The following is a 12441-nucleotide window of genomic DNA, read 5'->3' as shown; positions in this document are numbered from 1 at the left end:
ACGACGTGGAGTGGTCGGGGCAGAACGGCAGGACGATCTTCTTCCAGAACGAGAAGGCCTACGACGCGCCGAACCAGGCCGCCGTGCAGAACGGCAGCACCCGGGGCTTCGCCGCCTACAAGGTGGACGACAGCGTCACCTCGCACGAGGGCTGGGGCCTGGGCAGCTACTGCAACTACACCGCGGACCCGACGATCATCCAGGACCACGGGTTCGAGGCGCCCACCACGCCGGGGGTCAAGTTCCACGACCTCCTGGTGGTGTCACTCGGCGGCATGGGCCAGTACGCCCATGTCATCAACAACACCGGCCCGGGCACGTCGGGGACCTCCACCACCCCCTCGATCGTGACCTCCTACCCGTGACCGGCTGATCCCACCGGTCACCGGGGCCGCCGTCCGATCCCTCGGACGGCGGCTCCGCCGTTGCCCGCAGCGAGCGCGGCGAGGATGCGTGCCTGGTGTCCCCGGCTGTTCGCCAGACCGCGGGCGTGGTCCTCGGGCTGCGCCTCGGCAAGTTCCCGCCGAAGGGCCACCGCCTCGGTGATCGCTTCCAGTGCCTCGTCGAGCCGGCCCAGATCGGCCAGGCGTACGGCCAGGTTGTTGAGGTTCTTGGCCAGGTCGGGGCGGTGGGCGTCGGGGCGCAGCCGTACCAGGTCACGGCGGATCGCCACGGCCTCGCGGATCGGTGCCAGTGCTTCCTCCTTGCGTCCGACCGCCCCCAGCCGTACGGCGAGGTTGTTCAGGCTGCGCGCCAGTGACGGGCGATGGGAGTCGGGCCGGAGGGCGACCAGATCGCGCTTGAGGGCGACCGCCTCGGTCACGGCGGTCAGAGCCTCGTCCTTGCGGCCGACCGCGGCCAGTCGCGCGGCGAGGTTGGACAGGTTGTTGGCCAGAGCCGCTTCGTAGCGTCCGGGGTGGGCGCGGGTCAGTTCCCGGCGGATGGCGACGGCCTCGGTGATCGCGGCCAGCGCGGCGTCGTCGCCGCCGAGTTCGGCCAGCCGCAGGCACAGGGTGTTGAGTGTCCGGGCGAGGTCGTCGCACGCGGACTCGGGCCGTTGCGCGGCCAGTTCGCGGCGGATGGCGACGGCCTCGGTCACGTATCGCAGCGCCTCCTGGCTGCGGCCGACCGCCGAGAGGCGGATGCCCTGGGTGTTGAGGCTGCGGGCGAGCGCCGGCTGGTGCGCGGCCGGGTCGGCGTCGGCCAGTCCGCGCCACAGGGCCACCGCCTCGCCGATCACGGCGACCGCCTCGTCCCGCTGCCCGTTCTGGCCGAGCCGTACCGCGAGGTCGTTGAGCGCCTTCGCCAGTGCGGGTGCGGCCGCCGGGTCCTCGCGGGCGATGTGCCGCCGCCGCTCGGCCACTGCAGAGGTCAGTGCGGCTGCCCACGCCGCCAGGTTCTGGCTCGTCTCCGGCAGCCGGGCGACCAGCGCCTCCAGCAGTTCCAGGGACGTCTGCGCTGCCCCGGCGACCTCCCGCAGCGCCGCCACCAGCGGCGCCGGCGCCTCCGTGTGGGTGGCCACGTCGACGGCGGGCACGGCGAGCACGCCCGGATGGCGCACGCACAGGGCGGTCAGCGGCTGGTCGAGCCCGCCGCCGAAGACGGGGTGGGCCGCGGCCCGGGCGCACACCGTCAGCAACTGCCGGGCCTGCGCCTCGTCGGCTCCCGCGGCGAGCCGGTCGAACAGGCCCGGCTCCCGGGCGAGTTGACGGCCCGCGAAGCGCTCGGTGAGCCGGTCCGGCTGCAGTCCGTCCCATGGCCGCCCACCGCCCGCCGACGGGTAGAGGTCCGCGATCCATTCGCGTACGGCGCGGATCCGGTCCGCGCTCTGGTCGGCCAGGCCCGGGACTCCCCGCAGCAGACCGTCCCCCTGTTCCTGCCCGCCCGCCCCCAGCACCAGGGCGGCGGTGAGGGCTTCCGTCAGGGTCCCGGTGGTGAAGTACGGTCGCAGGCCCCGGGTTTCGGCGGTCCGGTGCCAGTACCGCTCCTCGTGGATCAGCAGCCGGTCCTCGATACGGTCGGCGAGGAGACCGGGTGCGGCGCCCTCCGGCATGCCCACGGAGTTGATGGCCGGGCCCTCTCCGGTGGGTGAGCCGGGCGCCGCCGCGTCCAGCAGGTCGGCGAGAGCGGTCATATGGAGGGTCAGCGCGCTGCGCAGGCCGGCGCCCCGGACGTCGGGCGCGGGCAGACCGGCGGCCAGCGCGGCCCAGTCCACGCGTTCGTGGCCGCGCACCTTCGGCAGGTGGGCGGCGAATCCGGTCACCGCCTCCCCGTACGCCTCGGCCCGTGACGCGCCCGCGTCCGGCTCCAGCGCCTCCACCGCGGTGGCGGGCGCGCCGTCGAGAAGCTCCTCGGTGACCCGGTCGTGCGCGGCGAGCTCCCGCCACCAGTCGCCCGCCGTGCGCGCCAGCAGCAGCAGTTTGACCGGCGCGGTGCCGCCGTCCCGGCCGGCCGCGTGCACCAAGGCGGCCAGCCGCGCCGGCACGGTCTCGGCGTAGTCCGCCACCACCAGCAGCGGGCCGGTGGTGTCGGCGAGGGCCGCGAGGCCGTCCTCGGGGACGTCCGGTCGCAGCCAGAGGGTGGACCAGCGGTCGGCGGCCAGCTCCACGGCCGCCTGGTGGGCCAGCCGTGTCTTGCCCTGGCCGCCGGGTCCGTGGAGCAACCGCGCCGCGAAGCCGGGCTCGCGTGCCCAGGCGTGCAGGTCGCGCAGCAGCCGGGCCCGACCGCGGAAGGGCACCGCCTGCACGCGGGCCCGCAGCAGGGCCGCCGGGGTCCGCAGCGCGGTCTCCGCGGTGTGGTGCTCGGCCAGGTGCTGGAACTCGACCGGCTCCAGCACCTGCCCCGCCTCCGGCGCGTGGTCCGCGAGCGCCGCCCGGAAGCCGTCGTCGTGCAGCAGCACGTACAGCGGTACGGCCTCCAGCGCGGCGTGCCCGCGGCCCCCGGGGTCCACGGCGATCACGCCGGTGAGCAGGTCCCCGCAGAACAGCGCCGCGCCCGACATGCCGCCCCACGGCGAGCCGCCGCCCGGCAGCGGCTCCGGCGGTTGGGCGTCGAGCGCCATCACGTACCGGTTGCCGACGAACCGGTCACCCGGACTGAGCGTTCCCACGGGCTGGACCGTGTCCGCGGCCCGGCCAGGACGCTGGACCAGGTCGGCGAGTCCCCAGCTCTCGCACGGCGTACGCGGCCGGCTGGTGGCCAGCCGGCCCCACCGGACGACGCCGCGCACCGGCTCCCACAGGCACTCCCGGGGGGCATCCCCGTCCTCCACCACAAGCAGCGCCGCGTCGTCCCGGCCGCCCGGCGTACCGCGCCACACCACGCGCGAGCGGTGGGTGCCCGGCCACCCGGGCCGGAACACCCGCGCGGTCCCGCCGGTCTCCGGCACCACGTGGGCGGACGTCAGCACGAGTCTCCCGCCGACGACGTACCCGGAGCCGGGCCCCCGCGGCCCGTCCACCCCCACCACCCGGTCGCGCTGCACTCGTGCCTTCTCTCCCCCTGCGTACGGCGCTTCCACGCTAGGGCACCGCCGCCCGGCCACGGGGAGAAACCGGAACTCCCCGTGCGGCCCGTCAATGGAAGTGGCCGCCGCCCGTCATGCGGGGTTTGCCGGGCGGGACCAGGGCGGCGGCGCCGAGGGCGGCCAGGGCGGCGGCGACGGCCGCGACGGTGAAGGCGCGGGCGAAGCCGCCGGGGGTGGCGTGCTCGATGCCGGTGGCGGCGACGGTGGAGGCGACGGCGACGCCGACGGAGCCGCCGACCTCGTGGAAGGTGTTGACGACGCCGGAGGCGAGGCCCGCCTCGTCGTGCCCGACCATGGCCAGCGCGGTGGTGACGGCGGTGACGAAGACGGCGCCGACGCCGAGGGCGGCGACCGCGAGACCGGGCACGACGACGGTGTAGACGCCGGTGCCCGCGGACAGCCGGGTGAGCGGGGCGATTCCGGCGGCGGCGACGGCCATGCCGGCCACCGCGGTGGTCCGGGCGCCCAGCACGCCGACGAGATGCCCGGCGAACCGCGCGCCGAACGCGGTGGCGACGGCGACGGGCAGGAAGGCGACACCGGTGCGCAGGGCGCTGTAGCCCCTGACGTGCTGGAGGTAGACCGATGCCAGGAAGAAGGCGGAGATCAGCAGGGCGGTGGCGACCAGCATCAGGAAAGCTCCGGCGACCACCGGCCGCCGGGTGAGCATGGTGAGGTCCATCAGTGGCGCGCGGCTGGTCCGCTCCACGACGGCGAAGGCCGCGTAGAGCACGGCCGCGCCGGTCAGCGCGAGCAGTGTCGGCATGCTCCCCCAGCCCGCGTCGCCCGCCTCGACCAGGCCGTAGATCAGCGCGGCGGTGCCCCCGGTGACCAGCAGCGCGCCGGGCAGGTCGACCCGGGCGGGCCGTGGTGCGCGGGCCGGGACCAGGGCGGGCAGCACGGCGAGCAGCGCGGCACCGACGGGCACGTTGACGTAGAAGATCCAGTTCCAGCCGGGGCCGCTGGTGAGCGCGCCGCCGAGCAGCACGCCGACGGCCGAGCCCGCGCCGCCGATCCCGGCCCAGACGCCGAACGCCTTGGCGCGTTCCTCGCCGTCGAAGGTGGTCGTGACCAGCGAGAGCGCCGACGGCGACAGCAGGGCGGCGCCGACACCCTGGGCCACGCGCGCGCCGAGCAAGGTGGGCGCGGCGCCCGCGAGCCCGGCCGCGAGGGAGGCGGCGGTGAAGAGCGCGAGGCCCGCCAGCAGGGTGCGGCGGGCGCCGAGGACGTCGGCGAGCCGCCCGCCGAGCAGCATCAGGCCGCCGAAGCAGAGGGTGTACGAGGTGACCACCCAGGTCAGGGTGGCCCGCCCGAGGCCGAGGTCGACGGCGATGTCGGGCAGCGCGACATTCACCACGGTGACGTCCAGGACCAGCATGAACTGGGCGAGGCAGAGCAGGCCGAGCACCGTCCAGCGGCGGCGGTGGGCGACGGGACGGTCGTGCGGGGGCGCGTGGTGGGCGTCGAGCGCCGGAGATCGGGTCATGACGGTTCGCGTCCTCGGGTCGTGGCCGATGGGATCAACTGAACTGTACGGCACAGTACAATTGAACTCAACGGTTCAGTTCACTTCGAACGGTAGACTCCGGACATGACCGAGAAGACACCGCCGACCGGGCCCCGCGCCGAGCGCAAACGGCAGGCGATCGTCCGCGCGGCCCGGACGCTCTTCCTGCGCGAGGGCTTCGACGCCAGCGTGGACCTGATCGCCGCCGAGGCCGGGGTGTCGAAGGTGACGGTCTACAACCACTTCGGCAGCAAGCAGGCGCTCTTCGTCGAGGTCATCAAGGAGTCGCTCGACGCGCCGCTCGGCGACACGCTCGTCACCGCGGTCGACGGTCTCGCCGAGAGCGACGACCTGCGGACGGCGTTCACCGCCGCGGCCCGCGGCTGGGTGGCGAGCGTACGCGCCGACCCCGGCATCCTGGCGATGCGCAATCTCGTCGCCCGCGAGGCACACCGCTTCCCCGAACTCCGGGAGGCGTGGCAGCACGGCGGCGGCCCGCAGGTCCACCACCACGCCGCGGGCGCCGTGCTGGAGAAGCTGACGGCCGAGGGCCGGCTCGCGGTCCCCGACACCGAGGTGGCCATCATCCAGCTGTACTCGCTGCTGGTCTTCCCGCACCTGGTGTTCAGCACGTACGGCGGGGACGTCGACGACGACTTCGCCGACCGCCTCGTCACCGGCGGCGTCGACATGTTCCTCGCGTACTACGCGCCCGCGAGGCCATGAGCCGTTACGCCGCCGGCTTGCGCGCCTCGATCAGGAAACGCGTCGAGTGGGCGACGAACGGCCCCTCCGCCTCGATGCGGTCGTGCAGCGCGCGCAGCCGGTCGCGGTGGGCGTCGACGGTGAAGCCGGGCACCATCCAGATCACCTTGCGCAGGAAGTAGACGACCGCGGCCGCCGCCGGTCTGGAGGTCGAGCGCGGTGTCGACCGCGGCCAGCCGCTCGCCCATCGCCCGCTGGTACCCCCACGAGGGGCGCTGCTCGGTGGCGCGTCCCTCCAGCCAGGAGAAGTCCCAGCCGTCGACCGACACCGCGTCGGCCTCCGCCACCAGTTCGTCGAAGCTGCGTCCCATGACGGCATCATGACCGCCTCCGGCCGCGTACGGGTCAGTCGGTCATTCCCCGGCGGGAATTGGCGGACGGCGCTCCACGCAGCAGAGTCGTCCTCACAGGCACGGCACGAACTGCACGAACGGCACGGACGAAGGAACGAGGATCACCACCATGACCACCACCGGCACCACGACCGCCAACCCGACCCGTATCGCCCTGCGCACGCTCGCCGACCGCTACCTCGCGCTGTGGAACGAGCCGGACGCCGGGCTGCGCCGCAAGGCCCTGGAGGAGCTGTGGTCGGACGACGGGCTGCATGTGCTCCAGCCGCCGCAGGACATGCGCGAGCAGGCGGAAGGGCTCGGCTTCACCGAGGTGAAGCTGGAGGCGCGCGGGCACGACGCGCTGGAGTACCGGGTCACCCGGGCGTACGAGGAGTTCGTCGCACCCGGCGAGTATGTGTTCCGGGCGCGCGGCGAGGCCGAACAGCTGCGGGACGTCGTGAAGTTGAGCTGGGAGATGGCGCCCGCGGCGGGCGGCGAGGCGCTCGGCGGCGGGACGGAGTTCCTGGTGCTCGGCGAGGACGGCCGGATCGTCACCGACTACCAGTTCATCAGCCTCTGACCGGCCGCGGCTCACTCGCCCCGGCGGCCGCCGTCCCCCTCCGGCCGCGGGGTGGGTGACGGCGCGCCGCGGATCGGCGCCGGGCGGTCGGGGGATGCGCTACAGCGCCAGATAGAGGCGGATCGCCGTGCCGTCGGCCGCGCAGTGGGTGCGGACGAGGTCGGCGACGAGATTGACCATGAGCAGGCCGCGGCCACCGGGGATGCCGTGCGGCGGGACGCGTCGGCCCGCGAGCGGATCGCTGAGCCGGCCGCCGTCGCTCACCTCGCACACCACGTGGCCGTCCTCGGTCCAGAGCCGGATCACCCCCGAACCGCCGCCGTGCAGCACGCTGTTGGTGGTCAGCTCGGACACCGCCAGGGCGAGGTCGTCCAGCCGGGTGCCGGTCAGGCCGAAGCCTCCGGCGAGCTGGACCGCGAACTGCCGTGCGGCGCGCAGCCGCTCCTCGTCGAAGGTGAAGGCGGCCGCGCGGAACGGCTCCGGGAGCGGTGTGTTGTACGAGGCCACCACCCGCTCCGGCGCGTACCGCGGGCTGGCCCGGCGGCGGCCCGACTCGATCACCACCGGGTGGGTGGCGTACGCGTCGGCCAGGACGCGCGGTGCGAGCCCGCTCGCGTCGTACGGGCACAGGATCGTCACCGGACGGCCGTCGAACGCCTCGTTGATCAGCGCCTCGTGCTGGACGCAGGCCGGGTACTCGGCCTCGCTGCGTCCCGGCCAGATCGGCTCACCGATGATCCGCACCCGGTCGGCCGCCTGCGCGTCGGCGAAGGCCCGCAGCACTCCAGGGATGATCCGCCCCGGGTTCCGCCCGGCCTGCGACATGTCGACGAAGTGCACGTCCCGCGCGGTCGGCCCGAGCGCCGCGCGCAGCATCCGCAGCCGCTCCCCCGGTACCGCCACCGCGACCGGTTCACCGGCGTGCAGGCCGTCGTGGACGAAGGCCGTCGTGCCGTCCAGGTACTCGCGCTCGTCACGGTAGAAGAGCGCGGGGTGGACGAAGGGGGCGTCCGCGGCCGGGGGCGTCATGGCGCCCTCCACCCGCCACCGGCATCCGCCGCCGGTGTCCGCCCCTCGGTGATCCCCACGCGCTCGCCCTCCCGCGGCCCGTCCGCCGTCACGGCCAGTATGCGCCGTCAAAGACGGCGGGTAATCATATGGCCAACGCCTTGTGCTCATCAGACCCACCCCCCCTAGTCCAGGGACGTTGACTCGGGGTCGTCCACGAGATGGACCGCGGCCTCCTCGGCGGAGGCGGCGCCTCCGTCGATTCCCACATCGGTGCCCACCACACCGAGGCTGCGCCCGCGCACCCCCTCGTCCGGCGCGACCAGCCGGCCCGCCCTGCGGTCACCGGCCTCGGGGTCGAGCAGCTCGCCGTCGGTGTCCGTGGTGTCCCCCGGACCGTCGTCACCGGGCCTGGCGACCTGGTCGGGACGCTCACGGGCCAGCAGCTCGTCGAGCGGAGCCCCCTGGAAGCGCTCGCTCGCGGTGGTCCCCGTCCTGTTGACGCCGAGCGGGTGCTCCGGTGGTGAGTAGCCCTCGTCCAGCACCTGGGCGATGCCGCGGTCGTCGAGGGTGTCCGCGGGCTCCAGTGGTCCGGTGTCCTCCTGGATCTCGCCGCCGTCCGGCTGGTAGACGTCGTCACCCATGCCGGTGTCGGTCCCTCGCACGCTCCTCACGGACACCACGTCCTCTCTGCTCCGGTCTTCGCGCCACCCTTCGCCGCATCCCGTGCGACGTCACGTTCCGTAACCGCTTGGAGATCACCTACCCGCCACGGCATGCCGGAAACGGGCAACCGCGCGCATCCGGCCCAGGGTGGGCATGTCCGGGCGCGGAAAGGGGATCGATAGTCGCGTGAGGAGAACCCCATGACCGCACCGGCCCGCGCGACCCCGGCCTCGTCGCCGCCCGGCGGGCGTGACATGCGCTGGCCCGCGCTGGCCGTCTGCCTGGCCGCCAGCTTCATGACGCTGCTGGACGTCAGCATCGTCAATGTGGCCGTGCCGTCCATCCGTACCGGCCTCGACGCCTCCCAGAGCGCCCTGCAGTGGGTGCTGTCCGGCTACTCCCTGGCCTTCGGACTCGTCCTTGTGCCTGCGGGCCGGATGGGTGATGTCCGCAGCCGCCGGGCCGTCTTCATGACCGGTCTCGCGCTGTTCACCGCCACCAGCGCGCTGGCGGGCGCCGCGCAGAACGAGACATGGCTGATCGGCGCCCGGCTGATCCAGGGAGTGGCGGGCGGCATCCTGGTGCCGCAGGTCTCCGGCTTCATCCAGCAACTGTTCGGCGGCGCCGAGCGCGGCCGGGCCTTCGGGGTGCTGGGCGCCACCATCGGCGTGTCGACGGCGGTCGGGCCGCTGCTCGGCGGGCTGCTGATCGAGGCGTTCGGCGCCCAGGACGGCTGGCGCTGGGTGTTCTACGTGAACCTCCCCATCGGCCTGGTCACGCTGCCGCTCGCGTACCGGCTGCTGCCCGGGCCCGCCGCCCGCGACGGCGGTGGCCGGCGGCGGCGCAGCGACCTGGACCCGGTGGGCGTGGCGCTGCTCGGCGCGGGGACCGTGGCGCTGCTGCTGCCCTTCGTGGAGGAGGACCAGTGGCACGGCTCGGGCAAGTGGCTGCTGGTGCCGCTGGCGGCGCTGGTCCTGGCCGGGTTCGCGTACTGGGAGCGGTACTACGCGCGGCGGCGCGATCCACTGGTCGACCTGACGCTGTTCAAGCAGCGCTCGTACTCGCTCGGGGTGCTGCTGTCGCTGGTGTACTTCGCCGGGTTCACCGCGGTCTTCTTCATCCTCACGCTGTATCTGCAGAACGGCATGCACTACAGCGCGCTGGAGGCCGGTGTCTCGATCATGCCGTTCGCGCTGGGCTCCGGGGTGTCGGCGGCCGTCGGCGGGCGGATGATCACCCGCGTCGGCCGCCCGCTGGTCGCCGCGGGCCTGGTGACGGTGATCGTCGGGCTGCTCGGCGCGGCCTTCGCCGTGCGTCTGGCGTCCGGTCCCGCCGTGGGCTGGGCGATGGCGGCGCCGCTGCTGCTCGCCGGGATCGGCAGCGGTCTGGTCGTCTCGCCCAACCAGACGCTCACGCTCAGCCAGGTGCCGGTGGCTCGTGCGGGCAGCGCGGGCGGTGTCCTGCAGACCGCGCAGCGGATCGGCTCCGCCGCCGGTATCGCGGCCGTCGGCTCGGTCTTCTTCTCCCGGGTGGGCCCCCGCCACGCGGACTGGTCCGGCGCCTTCGATCTCGGCCTGCTCACCGCCTGCGGGCTGGCCGCGCTGGCCCTGGTCGTCGCCCTGGCCGACATCGCGGGCACCCCGTCCCCGCATCCGCATCCGCACCCACAGGAGGAGCCGCACGCGCACGACGAGCCGCTGCCGGAGTGAGCCGCGCCGGGGGACCGGGCGCGGGCCTCCGGGGCGTCCCCGGGCGCCGAGCGCGGGCCTCCGGGGACGTCAGCGGACGCCGTGCGGGCGGAACTGGACGCTGATCCGGCCGCCGACGTCCGCGCGGGTCTTGGGGACGGCGTGGTCCCAGGTGCGCTGGCAGGAGCCGCCCATGACGATCAGGTCGCCGTGGCCGAGCGGATGCCGCAGGGTGGCGCCGCCCCCGCCGCGCGGGCGCAGCAGCAGCGGGCGGGGCTCGCCGAGCGAGACGATGGCGACCATCGTGTCCTGCCGGTCGCCGCGGCCGATGCGGTCGCCGTGCCAGGCGACGCTGTCGCGGCCGTCGCGGTAGAAGCACAGCCCCGCGGTGACGAACGCCTCGCCGAGCTCCGCCGCGTAGTGCTGGCTGAGCCGGTCGCGGGCGTCGTCGAGCAGCACGGCGGGCAGCGGGTCGCCCTCGCCGTACTGGGCGAGCAGCCGGGGTACGGCGACCACGTTGTCGTACATCTGCCGCCGCTCCTCGCGCCAGGGCACCCGTGCGGCCAGCTCCTCGAACAGGTCGTCGGCGCCGCTCAGCCAGCCGGGCAGGGTGTCGATCCAGGCGCCGCGGCCGAGGTGGGTGCGGTGTGCCCCGGCCAGATCGGCCAGGCCCGGGGCGCCGCCGCCGAAGATAGACGCCTGCTGGTGGGACGGATGGTGCATGCCTCCACCGTAACCCGAATTCGTACGTACGTTCTAGACGAATGTGTGCGCGGGCCGCGCGCTACCGGGCGGTCGGCCGCAGGATGGATCACATGCTGCTCGCCGAGGTCGCCCGCGTCTCGTACGAGGTCGCGCACACGTCCGCCCGGTCGGGGAAGACCGCGCTGCTGGCCGGTTTCTTCCGGGCCGCCGAGCCCGAGGACGTGCCGGTCGCCATCGCGTATCTGTCCGGCCGGCTGCCGCAGGGGCGGCTGGGCGTGGGCTGGGCCGCGCTGCGCGACCGGGCCGAGCCCGCCGCGGAGCCGACGCTGACCGTACGGGAGGTGGATGCCGCGCTGACCGCGGTGGGGGCGGTCGCGGGCGCCGGGGCGCAAGGGGAACGCCGGGCGCGGCTGCAGGCGTTGCTCGGCGCGGCGACCGCGCGCGAGCAGGAGTTCCTGGTCGCCCTGCTGACCGGCGAGGTCCGGCAGGGCGCGCTGGACGCCGCCGCGGCGGAGGGGCTGGCCGCCGCCACCGGCGCGCCGCCCGCGGACGTGCGGCGCGCGGTGATGCTGGCGGGCTCCCTGGAGCCGGTGGCGACGGCACTGCTGGAGCGCGGGCCCGGCGCGCTGCCGGAGTTCGCGCTCGCCGTCGGGCAGCCGCTGCTGCCGATGCTCGCGCACACCGCGAAGTCCGTCGCGGAGGCGGTCGCCAAGGCGGGGCCGTGCGCGGTGGAGGAGAAGCTGGACGGCATCCGCGTCCAGGTGCACCGGGACGGCGACGACGTGCGGATCTTCACCCGCACCCTGGAGGACGCGACGCCCCGGCTGCCGGAGATCGTGACCGCCGCGCGGGCGCTGCCCGCCGAGCGCTTCATCCTCGACGGCGAGGTGCTGGCGCTCGGCGCGGACGGCCGCCCGCGGCCGTTCCAGGAGACGGCCGGGCGGACCGCCTCCCGGGTGGACGTCTCCGCGGCGGCCCGCGCGCTGCCGGTCTCCGCCGTCTTCTTCGACGCCCTCTCCGTCGACGGCCACGACCTGCTGGACCTGCCCTACGACGAGCGGCACGCGGCCCTGGAACGCCTGGTCCCGGCAGAGCTGCGGGTACGGCGGGCGGTCGTCCGCGATCCCGCGGACCCGGCCGAACTGGGCGCCGCGGAGGACTTCTTCGCGGCGACCCTGGAACGGGGCCACGAGGGTGTGGTGGTCAAGGGCGCCGACAGCACCTACGCCGCCGGGCGCCGCGGCGCGTCCTGGATCAAGGTCAAGCCGGTGCACACCCTCGACCTGGTGGTGCTCGCCGTCGAGTGGGGGCACGGCAGGCGCACCGGCAAGCTCTCCAACCTGCACCTGGGCGCGCGGGACGAGGACGGCGGCTTCGCGATGCTCGGCAAGACCTTCAAGGGCCTGACCGACGCCCTGCTGACCTGGCAGACCGAGCGGCTGCTCGCCCTGGCGGTCAGCGACGACGGCTTCGTGGTCACCGTCCGCCCCGAACTCGTCGTCGAGATCGCCTACGACGGGCTGCAGACGTCGAGCCGCTACCCGGCGGGGGTGACGCTGCGGTTCGCCCGGGTGGTGCGCTACCGCGAGGACAAGACGGCCGCCGAGGCGGACACGCTGGCGGCGGTACGGGCGGCGCACCAGGGCGGGTGAACGGGTCGC

9 protein-coding genes and 2 pseudogenes are annotated in these 12441 nt (G+C 74.6%); 5 read left to right on the top strand and 6 right to left on the bottom strand.

Annotated elements, in window-relative coordinates; genetic code table 11:
• Window positions 1-365: pseudogene (locus AB0M29_RS30100) on the top strand (coagulation factor 5/8 type domain-containing protein); the annotation flags it as partial.
• A gap of 17 nt (window positions 366-382) precedes the next feature.
• Here AB0M29_RS30100 and AB0M29_RS30095 read toward each other — a convergent pair.
• Window positions 383-3484 (bottom strand): tetratricopeptide repeat protein, encoded by a 3102-nt coding sequence (locus AB0M29_RS30095; protein WP_365388281.1) that lies wholly within the window; start codon window positions 3482-3484, stop codon window positions 383-385.
• A gap of 91 nt (window positions 3485-3575) precedes the next feature.
• Window positions 3576-5012 (bottom strand): MFS transporter, encoded by a 1437-nt coding sequence (locus AB0M29_RS30090; RefSeq protein WP_365388279.1) that lies wholly within the window; start codon window positions 5010-5012, stop codon window positions 3576-3578.
• A 105-nt stretch (window positions 5013-5117) separates the two neighbouring features.
• On the opposite strand from AB0M29_RS30090, the gene AB0M29_RS30085 reads away from it, so the two are divergent.
• On the top strand, window positions 5118-5759 hold the full coding sequence (locus AB0M29_RS30085) for a TetR/AcrR family transcriptional regulator (protein ID WP_365388277.1): 642 nt from the start codon (window positions 5118-5120) through the stop codon (window positions 5757-5759).
• Window positions 5760-5763: 4 nt separating this feature from the next.
• Here the strand turns inward: AB0M29_RS30085 and AB0M29_RS30080 are convergent.
• Window positions 5764-6109 (bottom strand): annotated as a pseudogene (locus tag AB0M29_RS30080) (hypothetical protein).
• Between the two features lie 151 nt (window positions 6110-6260).
• Here AB0M29_RS30080 and AB0M29_RS30075 point away from each other — a divergent pair.
• Complete coding sequence (locus AB0M29_RS30075) at window positions 6261-6713, top strand: hypothetical protein (protein ID WP_365388276.1); 453 nt, start codon at window positions 6261-6263, stop codon at window positions 6711-6713.
• A gap of 99 nt (window positions 6714-6812) precedes the next feature.
• Here the strand turns inward: AB0M29_RS30075 and AB0M29_RS30070 are convergent, their stop codons facing one another.
• Window positions 6813-7742 carry a sensor histidine kinase gene (locus AB0M29_RS30070; protein ID WP_365388274.1) on the bottom strand — a complete coding sequence of 310 codons (930 nt, stop codon included), beginning with the start codon at window positions 7740-7742 and terminating at the stop codon, window positions 6813-6815.
• A gap of 164 nt (window positions 7743-7906) precedes the next feature.
• Window positions 7907-8365, bottom strand: coding sequence for a DUF5709 domain-containing protein (locus tag AB0M29_RS30065; protein ID WP_365388296.1), 459 nt, complete (start codon window positions 8363-8365; stop codon window positions 7907-7909).
• Between the two features lie 222 nt (window positions 8366-8587).
• On the opposite strand from AB0M29_RS30065, the gene AB0M29_RS30060 reads away from it, so the two are divergent.
• A complete protein-coding gene (locus AB0M29_RS30060) occupies window positions 8588-10096 on the top strand; it encodes an MFS transporter (protein ID WP_365388272.1) in 1509 nt (502 codons plus the stop codon).
• Window positions 10097-10165: 69 nt separating this feature from the next.
• Here AB0M29_RS30060 and AB0M29_RS30055 read toward each other — a convergent pair whose 3' ends face one another.
• Window positions 10166-10798, bottom strand: a complete 633-nt coding sequence (locus AB0M29_RS30055) for an alpha-ketoglutarate-dependent dioxygenase AlkB (protein WP_365388270.1) — start codon at window positions 10796-10798, stop codon at window positions 10166-10168.
• 92 nt (window positions 10799-10890) lie between these two features.
• Here AB0M29_RS30055 and AB0M29_RS30050 point away from each other — a divergent pair, with 92 nt between their 5' ends.
• A complete protein-coding gene (locus tag AB0M29_RS30050) occupies window positions 10891-12432 on the top strand; it encodes an ATP-dependent DNA ligase (RefSeq protein WP_365388268.1) in 1542 nt (513 codons plus the stop codon).
• Window positions 12433-12441 lie beyond the last annotated feature (9 nt).

This window comes from Streptomyces sp. NPDC051976 (assembly GCF_040680795.1).
GTDB lineage: Bacteria > Actinomycetota > Actinomycetes > Streptomycetales > Streptomycetaceae > Actinacidiphila.
Note: the sequence above shows the minus strand (reverse complement) of the source record. Positions and strands in the feature narration are given on the sequence as shown.

Bases quoted from the DNA above. Each gene is read 5' to 3' on its own strand.
- AB0M29_RS30090 (WP_365388279.1), bottom strand. From the start codon at position 5,012: ATGACCCGATCTCCGGCGCTCGACGCCCACCACGCGCCCCCGCACGAC.
- AB0M29_RS30085 (WP_365388277.1), top strand. From the start codon at position 5,118: ATGACCGAGAAGACACCGCCGACCGGGCCCCGCGCCGAGCGCAAACGG.
- AB0M29_RS30075 (WP_365388276.1), top strand. From the start codon at position 6,261: ATGACCACCACCGGCACCACGACCGCCAACCCGACCCGTATCGCCCTG.
- AB0M29_RS30070 (WP_365388274.1), bottom strand. From the start codon at position 7,742: ATGACGCCCCCGGCCGCGGACGCCCCCTTCGTCCACCCCGCGCTCTTC.
- AB0M29_RS30065 (WP_365388296.1), bottom strand. From the start codon at position 8,365: ATGGGTGACGACGTCTACCAGCCGGACGGCGGCGAGATCCAGGAGGAC.
- AB0M29_RS30060 (WP_365388272.1), top strand. From the start codon at position 8,588: ATGACCGCACCGGCCCGCGCGACCCCGGCCTCGTCGCCGCCCGGCGGG.
- AB0M29_RS30055 (WP_365388270.1), bottom strand. From the start codon at position 10,798: ATGCACCATCCGTCCCACCAGCAGGCGTCTATCTTCGGCGGCGGCGCC.
- AB0M29_RS30050 (WP_365388268.1), top strand. From the start codon at position 10,891: ATGCTGCTCGCCGAGGTCGCCCGCGTCTCGTACGAGGTCGCGCACACG.